General features: G+C 63.1%; 19 protein-coding genes and 1 pseudogene. 3 read left to right on the top strand and 17 right to left on the bottom strand.

Annotation, left to right across the window (positions count from 1 at the left end; translation table 11 throughout):
• Positions 1–330: 330 nt before the first annotated feature.
• Positions 331–1,362: a TIR domain-containing protein gene (locus tag AC1VV3_RS23675; RefSeq protein ID WP_482963488.1), complete on the bottom strand. Its 1,032-nt coding sequence runs from the start codon at positions 1,360–1,362 to the stop codon at positions 331–333.
• Positions 1,363–2,123: 761 nt separating this feature from the next.
• Between AC1VV3_RS23675 and AC1VV3_RS23670 the strand changes: the two genes are divergently transcribed.
• Entirely contained in the window at positions 2,124–2,624 is a 501-nt protein-coding gene (locus AC1VV3_RS23670) for an NUDIX hydrolase (protein WP_482963487.1), read from the top strand.
• Here the strand turns inward: AC1VV3_RS23670 and AC1VV3_RS23665 are convergent.
• From AC1VV3_RS23665 to AC1VV3_RS23640, 6 genes and pseudogenes are all read right to left on the bottom strand, one after another.
• On the bottom strand, positions 2,564–4,201 hold the full coding sequence (locus AC1VV3_RS23665; RefSeq protein ID WP_482963486.1) for a Na/Pi cotransporter family protein: 1,638 nt from the start codon (positions 4,199–4,201) through the stop codon (positions 2,564–2,566). The genes AC1VV3_RS23670 and AC1VV3_RS23665 overlap by 61 nt on opposite strands.
• Before the next feature lie 478 nt (positions 4,202–4,679).
• A complete protein-coding gene (locus AC1VV3_RS23660) occupies positions 4,680–5,060 on the bottom strand; it encodes a response regulator (protein ID WP_482963485.1) in 381 nt (126 codons plus the stop codon).
• A gap of 82 nt (positions 5,061–5,142) precedes the next feature.
• Positions 5,143–7,098 carry a sensor histidine kinase gene (locus AC1VV3_RS23655; RefSeq protein WP_482963484.1) on the bottom strand — a complete coding sequence of 652 codons (1,956 nt, stop codon included), beginning with the start codon at positions 7,096–7,098 and terminating at the stop codon, positions 5,143–5,145.
• Positions 7,037–7,802: pseudogene (locus AC1VV3_RS23650) on the bottom strand (SDR family oxidoreductase). The gene AC1VV3_RS23655 and the pseudogene AC1VV3_RS23650 overlap by 62 nt, the downstream one beginning before the upstream one ends.
• Before the next feature lie 29 nt (positions 7,803–7,831).
• Positions 7,832–8,374 (bottom strand): carboxymuconolactone decarboxylase family protein, encoded by a 543-nt coding sequence (locus AC1VV3_RS23645; protein WP_482963483.1) that lies wholly within the window; start codon positions 8,372–8,374, stop codon positions 7,832–7,834.
• A gap of 27 nt (positions 8,375–8,401) precedes the next feature.
• Positions 8,402–9,208 (bottom strand): SDR family NAD(P)-dependent oxidoreductase, encoded by an 807-nt coding sequence (locus AC1VV3_RS23640; RefSeq protein ID WP_482963482.1) that lies wholly within the window; start codon positions 9,206–9,208, stop codon positions 8,402–8,404.
• A gap of 112 nt (positions 9,209–9,320) precedes the next feature.
• Here AC1VV3_RS23640 and AC1VV3_RS23635 point away from each other — a divergent pair, with 112 nt between their 5' ends.
• Complete coding sequence (locus AC1VV3_RS23635) at positions 9,321–10,262, top strand: GlxA family transcriptional regulator (RefSeq protein WP_482963481.1); 942 nt, start codon at positions 9,321–9,323, stop codon at positions 10,260–10,262.
• Between the two features lie 10 nt (positions 10,263–10,272).
• Here AC1VV3_RS23635 and AC1VV3_RS23630 read toward each other — a convergent pair whose 3' ends face one another.
• Both AC1VV3_RS23630 and AC1VV3_RS23625 read right to left on the bottom strand, forming a co-directional pair.
• Complete coding sequence (locus AC1VV3_RS23630; RefSeq protein ID WP_482963480.1) at positions 10,273–10,572, bottom strand: putative quinol monooxygenase; 300 nt, start codon at positions 10,570–10,572, stop codon at positions 10,273–10,275.
• Entirely contained in the window at positions 10,565–11,596 is a 1,032-nt protein-coding gene (locus AC1VV3_RS23625; RefSeq protein WP_482963479.1) for a zinc-binding alcohol dehydrogenase family protein, read from the bottom strand. The genes AC1VV3_RS23630 and AC1VV3_RS23625 overlap by 8 nt, the downstream gene beginning before the upstream one ends.
• 103 nt (positions 11,597–11,699) lie before the next feature.
• Between AC1VV3_RS23625 and AC1VV3_RS23620 the strand changes: the two genes are divergently transcribed.
• Positions 11,700–12,047, top strand: a complete 348-nt coding sequence (locus tag AC1VV3_RS23620) for a winged helix-turn-helix transcriptional regulator (protein ID WP_482963478.1) — start codon at positions 11,700–11,702, stop codon at positions 12,045–12,047.
• Positions 12,048–12,176: 129 nt separating this feature from the next.
• Here AC1VV3_RS23620 and AC1VV3_RS23615 read toward each other — a convergent pair whose 3' ends face one another.
• Genes AC1VV3_RS23615 through AC1VV3_RS23580 form a run of 8 tightly spaced genes read right to left on the bottom strand, consistent with a single transcriptional unit; the run spans position 12,177 to position 19,762 of the window.
• A complete protein-coding gene (locus AC1VV3_RS23615; protein ID WP_482963477.1) occupies positions 12,177–12,812 on the bottom strand; it encodes a short chain dehydrogenase in 636 nt (211 codons plus the stop codon).
• Entirely contained in the window at positions 12,809–13,333 is a 525-nt protein-coding gene (locus tag AC1VV3_RS23610) for a nuclear transport factor 2 family protein (protein WP_482963476.1), read from the bottom strand. Before AC1VV3_RS23610 ends, AC1VV3_RS23615 begins: the two co-directional genes overlap by 4 nt.
• Entirely contained in the window at positions 13,333–13,854 is a 522-nt protein-coding gene (locus tag AC1VV3_RS23605) for a nuclear transport factor 2 family protein (RefSeq protein WP_482963475.1), read from the bottom strand. Before AC1VV3_RS23605 ends, AC1VV3_RS23610 begins: the two co-directional genes overlap by 1 nt.
• On the bottom strand, positions 13,851–14,561 hold the full coding sequence (locus AC1VV3_RS23600; protein WP_482963474.1) for an NAD(P)-dependent oxidoreductase: 711 nt from the start codon (positions 14,559–14,561) through the stop codon (positions 13,851–13,853). The genes AC1VV3_RS23605 and AC1VV3_RS23600 overlap by 4 nt, the downstream gene beginning before the upstream one ends.
• Positions 14,558–15,892, bottom strand: a complete 1,335-nt coding sequence (locus tag AC1VV3_RS23595) for an MmgE/PrpD family protein (RefSeq protein WP_482963473.1) — start codon at positions 15,890–15,892, stop codon at positions 14,558–14,560. The genes AC1VV3_RS23600 and AC1VV3_RS23595 overlap by 4 nt, the downstream gene beginning before the upstream one ends.
• Positions 15,889–17,586 carry an ABC transporter permease subunit gene (locus tag AC1VV3_RS23590; RefSeq protein WP_482963472.1) on the bottom strand — a complete coding sequence of 566 codons (1,698 nt, stop codon included), beginning with the start codon at positions 17,584–17,586 and terminating at the stop codon, positions 15,889–15,891. The genes AC1VV3_RS23595 and AC1VV3_RS23590 overlap by 4 nt, the downstream gene beginning before the upstream one ends.
• Entirely contained in the window at positions 17,583–18,665 is a 1,083-nt protein-coding gene (locus tag AC1VV3_RS23585) for an extracellular solute-binding protein (RefSeq protein WP_482963471.1), read from the bottom strand. Before AC1VV3_RS23585 ends, AC1VV3_RS23590 begins: the two co-directional genes overlap by 4 nt.
• Positions 18,662–19,762, bottom strand: a complete 1,101-nt coding sequence (locus AC1VV3_RS23580; RefSeq protein ID WP_482963470.1) for an ABC transporter ATP-binding protein — start codon at positions 19,760–19,762, stop codon at positions 18,662–18,664. The genes AC1VV3_RS23585 and AC1VV3_RS23580 overlap by 4 nt, the downstream gene beginning before the upstream one ends.
• Positions 19,763–19,807 lie beyond the last annotated feature (45 nt).

The raw sequence follows: 19,807 nt of genomic DNA, 5'->3' as shown, positions 1-19,807 counted from the left end.
TCGCCCCGGAATTGGGACCAGCTCCACAAGCAGGATCACAACGAGAGAAGAAGCATCCCCCCGAAACCCTTCGCGTCCCGTCCACAGGGACGCGCCTTATCGGTGCCGCGGGCGGTCCCCGTGCGGGGGGCCTCAAGCTCCTGACAAGTGTGAGGACTGACCGAGGTCTGCCCCGCAGGTGATTTCTCACCCAGAGTTTAGTGGGATGTTGCCTTTGTCCCGAATGCCTGCAGCTTACCTGCCTGATTCGTCGTCAGGAGTCAACAAATATTCGCTGACAGCGAATATCGTTCCGTCATGGCCTACATCGAGGCGGGGCCGAGGCACAGATCAGATCGGAAGATGGTGCTTCCAGAAATCAATGTCATCCGGCTCGCAGGGCATGCTGTCGTCCCATTGTTCGGTTAGCTCACGGCCGTCCTCGCTGCCGAGGAACGCGGTGATATTATCAAGCGCCTTTGCCAACGGACGCAGCTTTTTTGAATCCCAACGAACCGGGTAGCCATCGTCAGCGCGCAGGAGATTGCGGTGGACGGCGGCCGTAAACTCGGCGTCGGCGCCCTGCCAGTCGATCGTGCCCTCCTTGTCATAGTGCGCCATCAGAAGATGGCGGAAAACGACATTGGGCGTGTCGTCCGGGCGCGCAAACTTCACCTCGTCGAGCAGATCGTCGAACTGTTCCTGCAGACCGTCCTCACCGGCGTGCGCAGCCTTGATAGCCTTTATCTCTTTCCTGTCCTTGGCCTTTTCCAGCGCCGCCACGAGATCCTTCTGACGGTCAAGCTGCGTTTCAAGGTCGGACACCTCTTCCTCGAGCTCGGCGACCCGTTCAGTAACTACCTGATGCGCTGCCGCATCGATCTTGCGCGCGGGGACAAGCGACCGGAGCACCTTTTTGAGATCGGTTTTCCACGCGGTCCGCTTGTCATCCCATGCGTGCTCGCCGCGTGGTTCAAGCGTGATCAACGGCACGATCATTTTCCGCAGATCAATCAGGCCCTCTTTCTTGGTAATGTCCCATGCCTGCCTGAGGCCCAGGGTCCTGGTCACAGTATCGAACGCCACAGGCGGCACGACGATGGGCAGCGTGCGGTGTTCGCGCGACCAAGCGGCACCGAGTTCCATCATGCAGAAGGCGCTCTCGAGGTACGCCGGGGTCAGGAGAAGCAGGACTAGCTTCGGCGCCTCGATCTGCTCGCGGATATAGGTGTTGAAATCGGTCCCGAACGGAATGCCATTATCCGCAAGGCTGGAGCAGAATATCTCGGCAACCGGGACACCGATTGCTTGCTTGAGGAAGTCTGCCAGCAGCTCTGCCAGCTTCTTGTCCGCCACCGCGTGACTGATGAAGATAGATGCCATGCCATGACTGTTGGCGCGCCGGCAATTCGGTGTCCACCCTCGACGGAATTAACATCGCTGAACCTCCTCATGTCGGGGATGTTCCCCCGCCGGTGAGCCGATAGTCAACCCCGGCCCTCTTCCGCAGGTCTTCGACCCCGCAACGCCCTGAAAGGAACGCGGAGACAGCGGAGCGTGCTCTGCCGGCCTTACATCGAGCGCTTCTTCAACCCTATACGCAGGCACTCGACCCTGGGCTATCTCAGCCCCATGGACTTCGAGAAGCAGGCTCATGTAGCCTAACCCGGTGTCCATGAGACGGGCAGCAGGTCAAGCGTCGGCTTCTGTCGGAAGCTGCCACTTAGCCCCTGCTGCAGGAATGACCGTAAAGTCCCACGACAAGTCGTTCAGGTTCACCCGAACCCCGGTAAACTGAGGGCAGCTATCAGGAGGCTGAGTTGAGGTGCTCTATGGCAGCTATGTCGGCGAGAATTGGGCGAGGGCGGTGGCAGCAGGTCGCGACCCAACATAAGCCGTTCCCCTCTGTCAATCGGAATGACGGCTCGTGGCGAAACCAGCCCTTCGTGTCGAAACCTGAAACTCGCAGGCACTGCATTTCATCGATTTCGAATGGAATAAGGGCCGCATTTTTGTCACCAAGTCCGCTACGATAACGCAAGGACTCCTGAAGGACGGCGCACCTCCCATCCGCGTCTCGATGAGGGAGCCTTGGCACCGAGGTTGCAAATGAAGAAAGTGCAATCCGCAGCGATACCGTACCGGTGCAACGCGAGAACGGACTTGAGATTCTACTCGTCACCTCTCGCCGCAAGGGACGTCGGGTGCTGCCGAAGGGGACCGTAAGCGGAATGTTGCCTAACGCATCCGCAGCGCGCGAAGCCTTGGAGGAAGCTGGGGTCTTGGGCGATATCAGTCCATCACCATTCGGGGTGTATCATCAGCTGAAGAGGGTCAAGGACCGCGATTCCATAGCAATCCCGATCCACGCATACCCACTGCGCGTGCGCACCGAACTCGATGTCTGGCCCGAAAAGAACTTTCGTCGTCGGCGCTGGGTAATCGCGGGTGATGCAGCAAGTGAGGTGACCGGTAAGCTACTACAGGAGCTGCTCATGCTCTTCGCCGAGGCCTATTGCTGCAATGCCAACGAGCTCGAGGTGTCAGAGGCCCGAACTTGTAATTCTGTAGCCTGTTCACCGGCTCATGTGGCAACCTTCAGCCGCGAAGGCAGAAGATCGCCCTCCTGCTTGAGGATCGGATAGGCTGACGCCTCAATAAGGTGACTACTAACGCGCTTCAGATCGCGGAGCGCATCGAGATGAAGCGCGCTGCTCTCCGAGGATTCGATGTTGCCAGAGCGCAGCCTTTCGAAATGTGTGGCGGTCGCCTCTTCCTCCATCCGGCGAAATTTCTCCTTGGAGGCTGCCAGCGTGCGTGCGCCCTCGCGATCCTCAGCCAGAAAGACAGAGGTCGAGATGTGCAAGGTTTCGATCAGCTGGTCGATCTGCGCAATGAGCTCAGCCTTGCCTTCGCGGGAGAATGGAACTCCACGTTTTGCGGCCCGGCGAAGGATGCCGAGCAAGCTGCGGTCGACCAGGTCGCCTGCCTGTTCAAGATTTATGGAGAAGGCGAGGATGCGCCCCGCCTTTTCGTTGATCGACTGATCCACCGCGGCCGGGTTGATAGCGACAAGCTTTTCCTTGATGGCCCTGTTGAGCTGGTCGAGTTGGTCATCGAGCCTGCGCAAATCCTCGATAAGCCGTCGATCGGGATTTTCGAGGGCCGCGCGAAGACCCGTCAGCATCGCCTCCAGGACATCCGCGAGGCGTAGGGCTTCACGTGTCGCAGCAGCGAGCAGTTGCACCAACGGAGCGTCGTCGCGAACCAAAGGCAGGTATTTTGGCGCTCCTGGCTGATCCGTTTCGGGGCGGACGGGCATGAGCCGCTCAAGAATCCGTGCGTAAGGTGAGAGCAACGGGAAAAGCAGAATGGCCAGCCCTGCATTGAACAGGAAGTGGAAATTGGCGACCGCGCGCGCAGGAGTTGCTTCGATTGCCTGTGTCAAAGGGGCGACGAAAGGGTAGACGGCCAGGACTAGCAGTACCCCCCCAATGCGGCCAAGGAGGTTACCCAGTGGTAGCCGTTTGGCTGCTGTGTCCTTCGCCGCTCCCTCGAGAACCGGATTGAGGGACGTGCCGAGATTGGCACCCAAGGCAAGAGCAATTCCCGCTGGAACCGTCAGCACGCCGTTGGACACGAGGGACATGGCCAGTAGCACCACAGCCACGCTCGAATGGGCTGTCCAGGTCAGGATCGCGCCGATCAGAACGATGAAGACGATATGACTCGACAGGCCTGTCAGAAATGCGCGCACGGCCTCGTTTGCCGTGAGCGGTTCCAAGAGGACCAGAAATTGGTGAAGTGCAAAGAGGACTAGGCCCAGCCCGATGAAGACCCTCCCGAAATCCCGGGCTCCCGCCCGCGCCCGACGGAAGAGCAGATAACCTGCCAGCACAAGGATAGGAGCAACAACCGCGACATCGAATGAAAGAAGCTGGACGATTAGAGTAGTGCCGACGTTGGCCCCAAGCATGATTGCCAGTCCCTGACCGAGCGTCAGCAAGCCGTCCGCAGCGAAACCGGTCGCCATGAGACCGGTCGCGGTGCTGCTTTGAAGCAGCGCCGTGATCCCAAGGCCCGCGGCAAACGCTGAAAAGCGGTTAGACAGACGCCGAGCAAGGAACGAGCGCAATTGGGGACCCAGCGCGCGAAGCACGCCGCTTTGCACCATATGTACGCCCCACAAAAGGAGCGCCACGGTTCCCGCCAGATCGAGCAAAGTCAGTGTGATGCTCGTTTTGCATCTCCCTACTATTCAGTCTGGCCGCGGATTTTAGGCCGCCGATCGTCGAATGTCACCCTTTGCAACGAACTGGGTGTCGTCCTGTCGCTGCCCTTTACAGATTGGCAAACGGCCGTTTTGACCAATACCTGCCGCTAATTGATCCGCTCATGAACGGACGGTTCCCACTTCACGCCATAATCTCGGCCTCGGACAGGGGCTCTGACATCGGGGTTTTGACTTGCTAGCGTTGATGAGGGGAGATCGTGAGAGCAGCCTGCACAGCTCGGCGCGGGCAAACTTTTGTCACAGCGGGCAAGATTAGCCGGGACATAGGGTGAATCTGTCACAAGTCAGTGACAAGATTTTCGCCTGATACCCAGCATTTTTGACACGAAGCTCGCCCGATCCCACATTTCAGTCGGCATTCGGTCCGTCAGGGCGGGCTATGACGGCTTTGTCAGCGGAGATTGCCTTACGCTGCCATCATCTTTTGCAGCGTGCCGGTGATCTGCGCCACATCATAGGGTTTTGAGAAAAACCTCGATCCCTCAGGCATCTCGAGGGCGGTGGGCGACTTCTCGCCGGATACGACAATGAACTGCAGAGGTGGCCACCGCCGGCGCGCATAGGCGATCAGTTGGAGACCATCCATCGATCCCGCCATTTGAATATCCGTGAATATTAACCGAATTCCCGGGTGGGCTTCCAGGATTACCATAGCTTCGTCAGCGCTGGCCGCCTCGAAAACGCGGAAACCTTCATCTTCCACAAGCGATACCGCCGTCATGCGGATTATCGCTTCGTCTTCGACGACAAGGACAGCTCGGCTGTCTTCTACCATTTCGGAGGCCACGCTTCAGTTCCAAATGCCTGAAGAAGCGTTCGGGAGATTGGACAGGCACGTCCCAAACTCAGGCAGTCGCGAAGGAAGATCCCTAGATGGGCGCGGCTAGTCTACATTTAACGCCTTCGCTGGCGTATTCTATCCTCACTTGGCCACGAAATTCCGAGGCCATCGCTTTTTCGACCAATCTGGAGCCGAAGCCGCGGCGTTTCGGTTCGACCACGGGCGGACCACCGGACTCTGTCCACTCGAACCGCAGCTCACCGTCAGCGACCGCCCAGTGGATGACGACCTTTCCGCCGTCCTTGGATAGAGAGCCGTATTTGGCAGCGTTGGTCGCCAGCTCATGGATAGCGAGCGCGAGCGACAAGGCCTTGCTGGCAGAAAGCTGGATCGGTGGTCCATCGAGTTCAAAGCGTGGATCGCTGTCATCGGCGCGATGTGCGGCGAGCGCGCCTTCGACGACAACCCGAAGCTCAGCACTTTCCCAGCTCGAATTGGTCAGGATCGATTGCGCCTGTCCCAGTGCCGCAATGCGGGCCGAGAAGGCTTCAGCGGCGCTCTTGAGCGTCGCGGGTTCGCGCAGTGTCTGGTATGCGATGGCCGTGACCATGGCGAGAATGTTCTTGACCCGGTGGTCGAGCTCGTTTGCGAGGATCTCGCGTTGCTGCTCGACGCGCTTCTGGTCGGTGACGTCGCGAGAGACGGCCAGAAGATGGCTGATGCCATTTCCATTGTGACGGATCGGCGTGAGCTGCACGTCCCAGAACTTCTCCTCTCCGGCAAAAGTCGGTGAGGTTCCAAGGAAACGAACTGTCTTGCCTTCACACGCCGAATCGACGGCATCCTGCGCGACCAAGTTCTCTTTCCCGGTCCACGCATCTTGCCACATCCGGCCGCGCATCGCGTCGATATCCGGCGCCTTGAGCAAGCGCAGGCCGCCTTCGTTCACGAACTCGATCCGCCCGGTGAGGTCGAGAACTTTGATGCAGTCGCTCGATGAGGCGAGCACGCTGTTGAGGAAGGCGCTGGCTTCGACCAGATGGGACACATCGTTGCGCAGCGTTTCGATGGCGGACAGCGAGGCATCGTCAGGCCTTGCGGTCTGGGCCTCGAATTCGCCGAAAGACTGCTCATCCAGTGATCGCGTCAGCATTTGCTGGATCTTTTGCGCTCCGGACTGCTCGCCCAGCATTTTGATGGCCAGAACCATCTGCACGGCAAGCTGCTCCATCACCCGCAGGTCATTGGCACAGAACTGCCGGCCAAGGCGGGTATGCACGACCCAGATGGTGCCGAGAAACTGATGGCCATTGTCGAAGAAGGGAACGATCAAACCCTCTTCGATCGCCGGATCGACGGCGGCGAATTCGGGAAAGACCCGGCCTGGCCTGGACACGACAATGCTCTGCTGTCGGCTTCGAGCCAGTCCGCACGGGCTGTCGTCACGCGGGACCGTGCCGCCGACGAAGTCTGCGTAGACACCGGCCAATGCATCCCAGCGGAAGACGGGCTTGCCGCGATCGTTCTCGGGCATGCTGAGCCCAGCGGCGTCGGCGCTGCAAAGGTCGATGGCTGCTTCGAGGAAACGCTGAATGGCGGAGCGTGGATCTGCGATAATCTCAGCGCTGATCCGGTGGAAGGCTTCGGCTTCGCGACGAAGATCAGGCATTCGATCAGCACGGAGAGCGAGCTCTTCGGTGATGATGATTTCGGCAGCGCGATCTAGCGGAAGGAGAAGCGAGTCCAAAGAAGCCTCAAGGTAGGATAGACGTGGCCATGTATCACAGCGGGAGTTACCCTGCGCTTTGAATGTACCAATTGATCTTGGGCACCTGTCTCGCTTCATCGCATTTTCCGTCAGCGTGAGCTTCATCGAGAAAGGCTGAACGAACGGCTGCTCTCGGGATCTGGCAACACGGTTGCGAATGACCGGTCTGTCGGCGAAGAAGGAGGCTGCGATGCCCACAGCCTCCTTCAGTTTTTTAGTGACCGATGGGAATGGGGTTGTCGACAATGCTTTGATTGAAGGCGTGAACCAGGGCATGTTCGTCAGCACCCGGGTTGTCGCGCAGCGGGCGGATGGCGTCTACGATCACTTCAGGATCGTCTTTGGCAAGCGGGGTAATGGTCTGCTCGACAAAAGGACCGAGCGGCATGGCGCGCGGATCGCCGCTCTTGTAGATGAGGTCGGTGTCCACCCACGGCGGCGCGATTTCCTGCACGCGCACGCTGGTGTCGCGCAGCTGGAAACGCTGGGTCAGGGCATAGGAATGCAGCGCGGCCTTGGTCGCCGAATAGACCGCGTTGGTGGCCAACGGAACGAATGCCAAGACGCTGCTCGTATAGAGGATTGTCGCTTCGGGCCGGGTCTTAAGGTGCTCGATCAGCGCCGAGGTCATGCGGATCGGGCCGAGCAGGTTGGTGGTGATCACACCTTGCGCGGCGGCATCGTCGACAGGCGCCGATGTGTCGTCGAAGGGCATGATACCGGCGTTGTTGAAGAGCACGTTGGTTTCGGGAAAATCGCGGCGAATGATCGCGGCAGCGCGCTCGATGCTGGCGGGGTCATTTATGTCGAGTTCGATCGCGGCCATGCCGTGGTTGGCGGCGGTGACCTCATCGAGCAAGGCGCGCCTGCGTCCTGAAACGATCACTTTGTTGCCCAGCGCGTGCAGGGGCCTCGGCAAGGCCCCGGCCGATGCCGCTGGTGCCGCCGGTGATGAAGATGGTGTTTCCGGTAAGCTTCATGGTTCGTGTCCTTCGAGAGGGCAAAACGGTCAGGCGGCCACGCGCTCGACGCGGGGGAAGTCGAGCGCGGTGCCGACGATCGTATTGATGCTGTTGGTGAGGATGCTCATCGCGGCGTGGGCCATGGTTTCGAGGATTTCGGCATCCGCGAGCCCGGCCGAACGGGCGCGGTCAAGCACGGAAGGGCCAGCGCGCCCATGGTCGGCGTTGACCTCCAGGGCGAGTGCCAGAATGGCGGCGACGTGCGGATCGGCGGCTTCTCCGGACTGGGCTTTTGCCAGATCGACGCTCGAAAGGCCCGCAAAGCGGCCCGCGCCGGTATGTGCGGCAAGGCAATAGTCGCAGCCGTTGGCCGTAGCGACGGCGATGGCAATCTGCTCCTGGACAGGGGCGGGAAGTACGCCGTCGGCAAGGGCGGCGCGGCCATCCCAGTAGACATCGAGCACGGCCGGGGCCTGGGCCATTACGCGCAGGAAATTGGGCACTTTGCCCATGCGGGCGCGGGCTTCGCGAAAGATGGCGGCAGAATCCGCTGTGGCATCGGCGTTGGCAATGAGAGGGATCGTGGACATCATGGTTTCCTTGTTTGTCTGGGGAAGTCAGTGGGCGTGAACGATGCCGAAGCGGGCGGCGGGGCGGCTGGCCGAAAGCTCAGGGCCGAGGGCGGCGCGAGCGGCTTCGAAATCGCTCCAGAGGCCGGCGTTTTCGAGCGCCGGGATAGTCGTCGTTTCGCCGCGATCGAGGCCGACGAGCGCGGCATCGACCATGTCTTCGGCGCGCATGACGATGCTTTCCGGCAGATGGTCCAGAGGTAGCCCGCCGGTTTCCCAGAAGTCGGTGGCGGTGGCACCGGGCAGGACGGACTGGATGCGGATGCCCTTGACCGCCAGTTCGTGATGTAGCGAGGCTGAGAAGGCCTGCACGAACGCCTTGGAGCCGCCATAGACCCCGTTGAGCGTTTCCGGCGTGATCGCGACGATCGAGGCGATGTTGATGATGGTGCCGCGTCCGCGTGCGACGAAACCAGGCGCTGCGGCGTAGGCGAGGCGCATCGGCGCGGTCACGTTCAGGCGGACCATCGCTTCCATCCGGTCGACGTCGCTGTCCAGCAGCGCGGTGTGGGTGCCGACGCCGGCATTGTTGACCAGAGTGGTGATGCTGGCATCGCTGCGCAGAATGGCTTCGACGCGGGCCAGATCCTGCGCATTTTCGAGGTCAGCAACGACAACTTCGACTGCGCGTCCGGTCCGGTCGGACAGGCTGGAGGCGAGGCGCTGAAGCTTGTCGCCATTGCGGGCAACAAGGATGAGGTCGTGGCCGCGGCGGGCGAGACGGTCGGCGTAAATGGCGCCGATGCCGCCGGATGCGCCGGTGATGAGAGCGGTGCCGGGAGTCTGCGTGGTCATGGTCGAATGCCCTTTGCGATGCGTGTTGCCGGGTGGCAGGCCGGATATGATCGCATTGCCCAATGTCTCAAATGACGTATAAATTACGCATTCAGGACATGAAGGATTTCGGATGCCGCAAGTCGCCATGGTGCTCACGCCGGGGTTCCAGTTTCTCGCTCTGGGCGCGCAGGCTGCCTTCGAACTCGCGAACACGGTTGCCGGTGAGGCGTTCTATTCGCTCGGCCTCTATTCGGCCGAAGGTGTGCCGATGATGTCGTCCAGCGGATTTGCCGTGCCGACCGAACCTCTCGCCAAGGCTGGGCAGGTCGATACGCTACTGTTGATGGCCGGGCTGGTGCCGCCGCCCGTGCAGGACGCGGCAATGCTTGAGACTCTGCGGGAGGCGGCGCAATCTGCGCGCCGGGTGGCCGGGCTTTGTACCGGCGCGTTCCTGCTGGCGCAGATGGGTTTGCTGGAGGGCAAGCGGGCCACGACCCATTGGTCCTATGCCCGGCAGCTTCGCGAAGAATTCCCCGGGGTCCGCGTGGAGGATGACCGGATCTTCATCAACGAGGGGGCGGTCTGGACTTCGGCAGGGCTGACGGCCGGCCTCGATGTTGCGGTGGCGCTGGTCGAGAAGGATCTGGGAGCAGACATCGCGCAAGCGGTCGCGCGGCGGATGGTGATGCACCATCGCCGCGCGGGCGGCCAGTCGCAGCATTCCGAACTGCTGGAACTGGCGCCGAGAAGCGATCGTATTCAGAAGGCGCTGATCCACGCGCGGGGGCATCTCGCCAATCCGCTGACGGTCGAAGAGCTGGCGGGCGTGGCGGCGCTGTCTCCGCGTCAGTTCAGCCGGGCGTTCCGCGCCGAGACGGGACAGTCACCGGCCAAGGCGGTCGAGCAGTTGCGGCTGGAAGCGGCGCGGCTTCTGTTGGAAGATACGCGCCACAGCCTTGAGGCCGTGGCGCGAGAAACCGGCTTCGTCGACCTGCGGCGTATGCGCGAGGCTTTTATCCGGCAGTACGGGCAGCCGCCGCAGGCCGTGCGCCGCATGGCGCGCGTCGCCTGAGGGGTATGCATCAGCCCAGAAGCTGGAGTCGTTCCAGCGTCGGCGGCTGTGCCAGAAGATCACCGAAGCGGGCGGCCAATGCGGTGAAGGCAGGGGCTTGCGCATGGGTGTCGAGCGCGGCCTGATCGGCCCACGCCTCAACCATGATGATGACCCCCGGCGCGTCGCGGCTGACATGGGCCGTGTAGGCCAGGCAGCCCGATTCCTTGCGGACTTCGTCGAGAATGGCAGTGATGGCGGCGGCAAGTTCCTTCGCCTTTCCGGGCTGGGGAACGAGCCGGGCGACGAGGTGAACGACGGGATCAGTCATGGGCGGGGTTCCATCCTTCCAGCACGATCTTGCCGCGCGTGGTTGCACTTTCGATCTGGCGATGCGCCGCAATCAGGTTGGCGGCGTTGATAGGGGAGAGGGTCTGCGTGAGCGTGGTCCTGATCTTGCCGCTATCGACCAGCCCGGCCACCTTGTCGAGCAGGGTGCCCTGTTCGATCAGGTCCGGTGTATCGTACAGGGGACGGGTGAACATCAGCTCCCAGTGAACCGAAACCGCCTTGCGCTTGAACGCCACGATATCGAGGCTGTCCGGATCGTCGATAAGGACGAAGCGGCCTTGTGGCGCGATCAGCTCGGCGATTTCGCGCAGATGCCGGTCGGTGTGGGTGGTCGAGAATACGAAGGCCGGTGCACCGATGCCCAGAGCCTCTACTTGTGCGGCGAGCGGCTGGCGATGGTCGATCACATGATGGGCGCCGAGTTCGCGAACCCAGTCCTGCGTTTCTCCACGCGATGCGGTGGCGATCACGGTCAGGTCGGTCAGCGCGCGGGCGAGCTGTATTGCGATAGAGCCGACGCCGCCGGCCCCGCCGACGATGACTATGGCGTTAACCCCACCTGCCACCGGCTGCTGCACGCGAAGCCGGTCGAACAGGGCTTCCCATGCGGTGATGCTTGTCAGCGGCAGAGCGGCGGATTGGGCCCAATCCAGGGACTGCGGCTTGGGGCCGACGATCCGTTCATCGACGAGGTGGTACTGCGCATTGCTGCCGTCCCGCGCGATATTGCCGGCGTAGAACACGGCATCGCCGACTTTGAAACGGGTGACTTCGGGGCCGACGGCCTCGACGATTCCCGATGCATCCCAGCCCAGAATGCGCTCATTGCTGCCTTCGAAAGGTGCGGCGGCGGCGCGGACTTTGGTGTCCACCGGGTTGACCGAAACCGCCTTCACCGCAACCAGAATGTCATGACCGGCCGGGACGGGGCGGGGAAGTTCGATATCGATCAGGGCGTCGGCGCGGTCGATCAGGCCTGGCTGGCGATAGGCAATGGCATGCATGGATCTTGCTCCTTGGATTGAGAGACAAGTTCGATGTAAGTGCAGGGGCGATTCATGTCATAAGCACAAAAAACGCATATAGTGTCAAAAAGGATACTGTGAAATGGTCAAGGCCCGTCATTCCCGGCTCGACTGCACGCCAGGCTGTGCGGTGGAAGCGGCTGTCAGCCTGATCGATGGCAAGTGGAAGGCCGTGATCCTCTACCATCTACAGAACGGCCCGATCCGCTTCAACGAACTGCGCCGACGCTCCGGCGAAGTGACGCAGCGCATGCTCACCAACCAGCTGCGCGAACTGGAGGCTGACGGCTTGATCGAGCGGGAGGTCTTTCCGCAAGTGCCCCCGCGCGTGGAGTACAGCCTTTCAGAGCGCGGCCAATCGCTTACGCCGATCATCACCGCGCTGAAGGACTGGGGGGATGCCAACATGGACTTGTTCGGCCGCAGGTAAGAGGGTTTTGAGACGGCGCTTAAGGAACGACCGCTTTTGGGTTGCCATTTGGTCGCGCGAAATGTCGGTTTCGTCGGCGAATCCCAAATAAGGGCAGGGCATTATCGGCAGACAACACCCAAAGGTCGATCAATGGCCCACCTGGAAGGTCTGGCCAGTTTCGATTCCTTCGATTGAGCGAAGATAGGCGCCTGCTACGTGGGAGGCCGGCACAGGTTGATGGCCGGGCAACAGGTTGGTGCCGATTTTGTCCACGGACTCCTGCAGGATAGTGGGGCTTATTGCATTGATCCTTCGGTCGCGGCCGATTTCGGCGGCGGCGCCGATCACGAAGGATTCTATGCCGCCATCGACGATGCTGGCGCCGATACCGCCTAGCCACGGCATACGGGACATGATGCCCGAAATCAGCGTGAACGACCCGCCTTCCCGCACATGGGGCAAGCCTTGGAGAACGATGTCGATCTGTGAGGAGAGCTTGCCCCTGATTGCTTCGTCGATATGCGCCAGCGTGGTATCATGCAGTGGAAGTAGCGGCACCACGCCGACGGTGCAGGCCACTGCATCGACCGCGCCGACTGCGGCATAGGCAGCAGCGATGGAGGCGGTGTCGGTTATGTCTATTCGGAGTTCGCCCTTGTCAGGATCGGCATCGTAATCGGCAGTCAACACCTCATGCCCGCGTTCGCGTAGCATGTGGAGCACGGCGCTGCCCACCGTGCCGGACGTACCGATGAGAAAGACGCGCTTCGATGCGATGGTCATGCGGTGGCTCCGGTAATGTCGAACCAGCGGGCGGCGGCGGCATTTTCGATGGCGGCGAGGAGGGCCGGGTCATAGTCACCCTCGTCGATCTCGACATTCTTCTGCGCGATGTCGCGCCGCGCGATACGCCAGCCTTCGGGGGTGCGGACCGCACGGTCGGAATAGAGCGCATTGCCGCGAATGCGGCGTACCCGGCCCGGCGTATCGGTGGGGTGAAGGGTGATGTAGATCACCTCGCTTACCACATGGGCGCTCTCGCCATCCGCGTCGAAGCGGTAGAACGTATTGCCGATAAGGTGCTGGCCGGAGATGCGCGTCTTGTTGAAATCCTGCAAGAAGCGCCCGAATTCGGCGGCGCTGCGGCTTTCCATGGGCATACCGGGAAAGTGGATCGTCGCGTCTTGGGTGAAGATACCTTCGTACAGGCGCCATTCGTCCTGGTCCTGGGCCTGTCCGTAGCGGACCAGCAGGTCGGAGATCTCGGCGCGGGCGAGCAGTTCATCGTCGGTGATCTTGGGCATTAGGAATGTCCTGGATGGAGAGTGGCACCCGGCAGCCAGGCGGTGGCAAGTGTGGTGCGCACGGCCTCGGCGATGGGCGACACGAAGGGCAGCACCGTGCCGTTCGCGGCCTTACGGACGATGACGTGGCGCACGATGCGCCATTCGCCGCCTTCGCGCCGAAAGTCGTCGATATAGAGGCCCGGCGTCACTTCGCGCGAAGCGCCGCCGGCTGCCTGTTCGAGCGTGGTGGCGAGAAATTCGGTGACGGTGCGGGCACTGTCGCCATCGACTTCGGCGTGCAGATTGCCGAGCAGGTGCTGGCCGGACAGCCGCAGAGGGTCGAACGTTGCGGCCAGCATCTCGCGGAAGGCGACGAAGCCGAGTGCGCCGTCCATGTAGCCGGGAACCTCGACCAGGCCATCCAAGTGGAAGGCACTGTCGTAGAGCGGCCATGACCGTTGATCCACGCCATGCGCATAGCGGGTCATACAGTCCTGTAATTCGGCACGGTCACGCAGTGCCTTCCACGTGAGGCTCATGCAGCAACTTCCGGTGCGATCTCGGCAGCCTCTATCAGCGCGCGATTTTCCAGCGGCTCGGTGATCGTCAGGAACTGTCCGACATGGCGGGGTGCCACCACTTCGGATAGCGCGAATGCGGCAAGGTCCTGGTAGGTCACGCAAGAGGAACGGTCGAGTTCGATGCGGGTGTAGACTTGGTGGGGGCGGCCCAGTTCGCCCTCGTAAATGGCAGGATTGCGGATCACGGTCCAGTCCACCGGCGCATCGCTGGCGGCAATGAACTCCTCCGTATAGTCCTTGTCGAGCACCCGGTTCTTCACCAGATCGCGCAGCCAGGTGACATAAGGCGAACCATCGTTGCTGCCGCCGGCACCATGGGTACTCATCAGCACGATGCGGCGCTTGCCGTGGCGCGGGAGGGCATCGAACAGCAGGCGGGTGGAGACGAGGCAGACGTCGACCGAGGCGGAATCGTCGATCTCCGCTCGGCTCCTGCCTGCGGCGGGAATGCCCAGGCTGCAGATGACGGCGTCGTTCTCCGAAACCAGTTTCTCGATGATGGCCGGGTCGCGGGCGTCGCCGATCACGACTTCGAGGTTCTCGCCCCGGATCGGCAGACCCTCGGGCCGACGCACGAGGGCGGAGACCTGGTGCCCGGCGGCGAGCGCCTGTTCGACGATGACCTGGCCGGTACGTCCGGTGGCGCCGAGGACAGCGATTTTCATGATATGCTCCTATCGGGGGAAACGAGGAAAGGGGTGAGCGCTGAGGCGAGTGCGGCTGGAGATTTGTTCGGAAGCTGGCGCGCTTCCTCACCGTCGAGGCCGGCCAGGGCTGCGTTGGCGGCATATTTCCTGCCGATCGCGGCGGGCGAGAGCGCATTGCGGAGGCTTCCCGGTGCGTCGTCAATGCGCAGGCGCTGCGATCGGCCGGCCGCGTGGACTGTCACGGCGGCGGGATAGCTGCGATCCGGGGCAAGCTGGGTGATTTCGGGCGAGGCGATCAGCGTGACCTTGGCTCCAGCGGCGAGGACGGCCGGGTCGGTCAGGCCAATGCCCAGCAAATGCTCCGGCAGGACGGCACCCTTTGCCAGCAGACAGCCGATGGCGAAGGGAAAGCTGAATTGGGCATGGTCGGCGGATTGTGGCGGCAGAAAGGCCAGCGCTTCTAGGCCAGGCATGACCTCGACTTCGATGCGCTGGATCATCCCGGCATTCCATTCCTGCCCCCAATTTTCCTCCTGTTCGTGGAGGATGGTCTCGATCGCGGCGAGGGCGGGGTGGATGGCGCGGCAACAGGGCCAGGGCTTCGTGTAGGTGGCGAGAATGTGCCAGGCTTCGCCGATGCTGGATACGAACGTGTTTGCAGCCTGTGCGGTGTCGAATGGGCTGGGCGCGATGCCGAGGAAAGGCTCCGCTGGCGCGCCGCCGAAACCGGCTTCGGCCAGAAGCGCGGCGGTGACGGCCGCAGCGGCGGCCGGGCCGATCGATTCCTTGACCATCGGCAGTTGCAGGCTGGCCATTGGACCATGGGCGGCGGCGATATGGATGGCGCTCAGAATAGTGTCGGCTGTGGCGCCTCGGTAGCTGGCGACCGCCGCTGCAGCGCCGATGGCGCTTGCCGCGCCGGTGCAGCGATAGGGGCCGCTGCTGATCTCCGGTTTGAGCAGATAGCCGGCGCGGATCGCGACTTCATAGCCGACGACCAGCGCAGCGAGCAGATCCTCGCGGGTTTCGTGGCCCCGGGTTGTGGCGAGAAGTGCAGGCAGGATGGTCGAGCCCGGATGGATGCCGCCGCCTTCGTAATGGCCATCGTCATGGTCGAAGGCGGATGCGGCAATGGCCCAGGCGAAGGCGCGCATCGCGGCGGATACGTCGGAGCCTGCTGAATCCAGTACAATCGCGCGCCGTGCCGCCGCGAATGCTGTACTGCTGGTGCCCGCGAGAAGGCAGCCCAGCGTGTCCCTCAATGCTATTTCGGCGCGCTCTTGAACGACAGCGGGCAGATCGTGCCAATCCAAGGATGCGGCGAAATGGGCTATGGTCAGGGCGTTCATACGGCAGCATCCCAGCGTTTCGCGCGGCGGGACATGGCGGCTGCCAGTCGCGCCAGGCCATAGATGGCCATGGCGATGAGCGCGGCCAGCATGGTGATGGCGGCGGGCAGCGGAGTGATCGCGGCCTTCAGGTTTTCCCAGAGGCGCAGCGCCAGCGGCATCGCGTCGGATGAACTGAGGAACAGGCCTGCGCTGATATCGTCCACCGCCAACAGGAACGCGAACACGAAGGCGCTCGCAAAGGCGGTGGCAAGCAGCGGCATGGTAACCGTGCGCGCGCTTGTCAGCGGCCCGGCGCCGAGGGTGGCTGCGGCGCGAGCAAGGTGGGGATCCAGGCGGCGGGCGGCGGCTCCGACCAGCAGGAAGCCGTAGGGCAAGCCAGTCACCGCGTAGATTACCACGAACAGCGCCGACGGTTCGATGCCGCTCCAGCGCAGCGCCACAAGGTAGAGCGCGGCCGTCACCGTGATGGGCGAAACGACCAGCGGCGCGGCGACCGCCAGCGTTACCAGTCGCGCCCGGCGGGCAGGCAGGCGCAGCGACGCGAGTGCGGCCATGGCGCCGGTGAGGCTGGCGATCGCGGCGGCGCTTATGGCAATGCGCAGCGTGAACGCGGCCGACCCGAGCAGGTCAGGATCGCCGAGAAAGGTCTCGATCCAACGCAGCGAGTAGGCGCGCGGCGGGAAGCGCAAGTAGAAGTCGTTACTGAGTGAAAGCGGCGCGAGGATCACCAGCGGCACCAGCAGCAGTGCCAACACGAAAACGAAGATCATACCGACCGGAACCCAGCGCCACGGTGCAACCGCGCGCGCCAGCGGTTCAAGGCCGCGCAGTAGACGGGCTGAGAGGCGGCCCGCACCGGCCCGCTGCGCATGGCCGTGCAGGATCGTGGCCAGGCCGCAGGAGAGCAGCACCAGCGCGAACATGACGACGATCCGGGCGGATGCTCCGGCATCGTCGCCCAGCGTGTTGATCCGTACTTCCAATTCCTGCGAGAGCAGATAGCTGTCGGGCGCGCCGAGCAGCGTCGGGATGGCGTAGAATCCGAGGCAGGTGAGAAAGACCAGCGCGCAGCTGACACCGATGCCGGGCAGGGCCAGCGGCAGGACGGCGGTGAACCAGGCTGTTACCGGATCCGCGCCCAGGCTGCGTGCGGCGCGCGACATGCGCAAGTCGATGCCCTGCATCACCCCGTAGAGCGGCAGGATGAACAGCGGCAGTGTAACCTGCACGCTGGCCAGCAGCATCGCGCCGTCGGTAAAGGCCAGCTTCACCGGATGCGCCCAGCCCAGCACGTGCAGTGCGGAGTTGACGAGCCCGCGCGATCCCAGAATCGCGAGCCAGGCATAGCTGCGGATCAGCGTGCCGATGGTGAAGGACAGGCCCATCGCCACCAACATCACCCGTCGTTCCCATCCGGAGTAGCGCACCAGCGCATAGGCGGTGGGCGTGCCCAGAAGCAGGCAGGCGAGCGTCACCAGCGCCGCAAAGCGCAGGGTGTGGCCCAGCACGGCGCGGAAGGAACTGTCGAGGATGCCGGCGTAGGCCGAAAGGTCGAACGCGCCGCCCGGAAACACCGATCGCCACAGCGAAAGCCCGAAAGGCGCGAACAGCAGGCCGAGGCTGATCGCCAGCGCCGGAAGACACGCCAGCCAGATGAGTGCGCTGGTGCGCGGCGATGCGGCGGCGCTCATTTGCCCACCACCTCGGTTTCCCACAGCTTGACGCTGAGCGCGACGTTGCTGAGGCCGGGGCGGTCTTCTTTCGCCCACCAGTCGTCGTCCTGCATGATCTGCCTTGGCAGGTTCTGCGGCGCGGTGGGAAGGTGCGCGACCCTATCCGGCGGCAGAAGGGAAAGGGCCCGCTGGTTGGCGGGGCTGTAGCCGATAAGCTGGGCGAAATGCGCCTGCCGGTCGGGCCGCAGCGCAAAGGCCATGAAGCGCAGTGCATTGGCATGGTTGTGCGCGCCGCGCGGGATGGCCCAATAGCCGCCCTGAAGTATGCCCTGATTCCATGTGAACAGGGATCCGGCGTCCCGAGCCTCCGGCGTGTCCACCGGGCCGTTCCAGATATTGCCGATGACGACGTTCTGCTCGTTCAGCATCTGCAAGGCATCGCCGCTCGACAGCCAGTAACGCGCAATGGATGGGCGGATGCGGCGCAGGGCGCGGATCGCACGGTCCCAATCGAGGGGGTAAAGGCGGTCTGCGGGGACGCCGTCGGCCAGCAGGGCGATCTCGAAAGTCGCTGCCATTTGCCCCATCAGGCCAGAGCCGAGCATGCGTTCGCCCGGATGGCGCCCGGTGTCCCACATGTCCGCCCAGCCCGTGGGCTCACGATCGGGGAAGAGTTCCTGGCGATAGGCCAGCACGGTCGAGGCGTAGAACGAGGGCAGCGCATGCTTGCGCGGCTTGCGGGGGCTGAGTGCGGCGATGTCCTGCGGATCGAAACCGCGCAAGTCTATGGGCGTGAGAAGTCCGTCGCGCTCGAAGCGGGGAAGGTCGGCGCCGGACATGTCGGCCACGTCGATCACCGGGCGGCCCTGTTCGATGCTGGTGCGCAGCTTGCCCGCCATGACGAAGGGCACGGTGCGCACGCGGATGCCCGTCTCCTGCTCGAACGGTTTGTAGAAGGCCCGTCGTTGGGCGCGGCCCCAGAAACTGCCGCCGTCGCAGAGAATGACCTCGGCGCCCTTGCGCGATGGCGCGCAGGCAGTTGTGGCCGCTGCCAGCCCGAAAGCAAGCGCGCCGCGCCGATCGAAGCGGCGGCTCATCGTGCGCCCACCGGATAGGCGCAGGCGGCGCCGGGGTGGATCGTCACGCCGACTGCCGTCCCGGGTGTCGGTGCGAGGTCGGAGATCGGCTGGACCGCGTTGAGCTGTTCGCCCGAGGGCAGTTCCAATTGCACGATGCGATGCGTGCCGGCGAACAGCGCGGTGAGCACCGTGGCGGCCAGCGCTCCCTCGCGAGGTTCGTGGAGCGAGAGATCCTCGGGACGGACTACGAGGGCGGCGTTGGAACCCGCCAGCGGCGGCAGTCCGGGCCAGCGCGCGTCGAGGGGCACGCCGCACAGGTGAACCTTTCCGCCTTGACCCGTCCTGGCGCCAAGGCGGTTGGCCCCCGCCCAAAGGAACTCTGCGGCAAAGGCGCTGGCAGGATTGCCGTAGATGTCTTCCACGGCGCCCACCTGCTCGAGACGGCCCTCATTCATGATCGCGATCCGGTCTGCCAGAGCCAATGCCTCGCGCTGATCGTGGGTCACGTAGATGACGGTGGAGCGGGTTTGCTGTAGCAGCAGCTTGAGTTCGATCTGCAATTGCTCACGCAACGCGCGGTCGAGCGCACCCATGGGCTCGTCCATCAGCAGGACGGTGGGTTCGGCCGCCAGTGCCCGGGCGATCGCCACGCGCTGCTGCTGGCCGCCCGACAGGGTGTGAATGCGTCGATCCGCAAAACCCTGAAGGCGGACCGATGCAAGCAAGCGATCCACCCGATCGCGGATTTCCGCACGGGAGGCGCGCCGGCGGACCAGCGGGTAGGCGATGTTCTCAGCCACGCTAAGATGCGGAAACAGCGCATAGTGCTGAAACACCATGCCGATCTGGCGAGCATGGACGGGCAGCGCGACGATGCTGTGCCCATCGATGCGGATATCACCCTGATCCGGTTGCTCGAACCCGGCGACCAGATTGAGGAGCGTAGACTTGCCGGAGCCGCTGGGGCCGAGCAGGGCGATGCGCTCGCCCGGCTCGATCGCCAGCGACACGCCGTTCAGCACTGCCGAGCCGGCGAAGCTCTTGCTTACCGCCTGTATATCGAGCGGAGCAGGAATGGAGGCCGGGTCGGGGCGGGCCTGCCTGGAAAGGATCATGTCAGGTCGTCCTTGTGCATGATGGAAAGTCCGCCCCCGGATCAC

The sequence above is a fragment of the Novosphingobium sp. BL-S-34 genome, assembly GCF_056857015.1.
Note: the sequence above shows the minus strand (reverse complement) of the source record. Positions and strands in the feature narration are given on the sequence as shown.

Coding starts and splice junctions, on each gene's coding strand:
- AC1VV3_RS23675 (WP_482963488.1), bottom strand. CDS start 1,362: ATGGCATCTATCTTCATCAGTCACGCGGTGGCGGACAAGAAGCTGGCA.
- AC1VV3_RS23655 (WP_482963484.1), bottom strand. CDS start 7,098: ATGCCCTGGTTCACGCCTTCAATCAAAGCATTGTCGACAACCCCATTC.
- AC1VV3_RS23645 (WP_482963483.1), bottom strand. CDS start 8,374: ATGTCCACGATCCCTCTCATTGCCAACGCCGATGCCACAGCGGATTCT.
- AC1VV3_RS23640 (WP_482963482.1), bottom strand. CDS start 9,208: ATGACCACGCAGACTCCCGGCACCGCTCTCATCACCGGCGCATCCGGC.
- AC1VV3_RS23635 (WP_482963481.1), top strand. CDS start 9,321: ATGCCGCAAGTCGCCATGGTGCTCACGCCGGGGTTCCAGTTTCTCGCT.
- AC1VV3_RS23630 (WP_482963480.1), bottom strand. CDS start 10,572: ATGACTGATCCCGTCGTTCACCTCGTCGCCCGGCTCGTTCCCCAGCCC.
- AC1VV3_RS23625 (WP_482963479.1), bottom strand. CDS start 11,596: ATGCATGCCATTGCCTATCGCCAGCCAGGCCTGATCGACCGCGCCGAC.
- AC1VV3_RS23620 (WP_482963478.1), top strand. CDS start 11,700: ATGGTCAAGGCCCGTCATTCCCGGCTCGACTGCACGCCAGGCTGTGCG.
- AC1VV3_RS23615 (WP_482963477.1), bottom strand. CDS start 12,812: ATGACCATCGCATCGAAGCGCGTCTTTCTCATCGGTACGTCCGGCACG.
- AC1VV3_RS23610 (WP_482963476.1), bottom strand. CDS start 13,333: ATGCCCAAGATCACCGACGATGAACTGCTCGCCCGCGCCGAGATCTCC.
- AC1VV3_RS23605 (WP_482963475.1), bottom strand. CDS start 13,854: ATGAGCCTCACGTGGAAGGCACTGCGTGACCGTGCCGAATTACAGGAC.
- AC1VV3_RS23600 (WP_482963474.1), bottom strand. CDS start 14,561: ATGAAAATCGCTGTCCTCGGCGCCACCGGACGTACCGGCCAGGTCATC.
- AC1VV3_RS23595 (WP_482963473.1), bottom strand. CDS start 15,892: ATGAACGCCCTGACCATAGCCCATTTCGCCGCATCCTTGGATTGGCAC.
- AC1VV3_RS23590 (WP_482963472.1), bottom strand. CDS start 17,586: ATGAGCGCCGCCGCATCGCCGCGCACCAGCGCACTCATCTGGCTGGCG.
- AC1VV3_RS23585 (WP_482963471.1), bottom strand. CDS start 18,665: ATGAGCCGCCGCTTCGATCGGCGCGGCGCGCTTGCTTTCGGGCTGGCA.
- AC1VV3_RS23580 (WP_482963470.1), bottom strand. CDS start 19,762: ATGATCCTTTCCAGGCAGGCCCGCCCCGACCCGGCCTCCATTCCTGCT.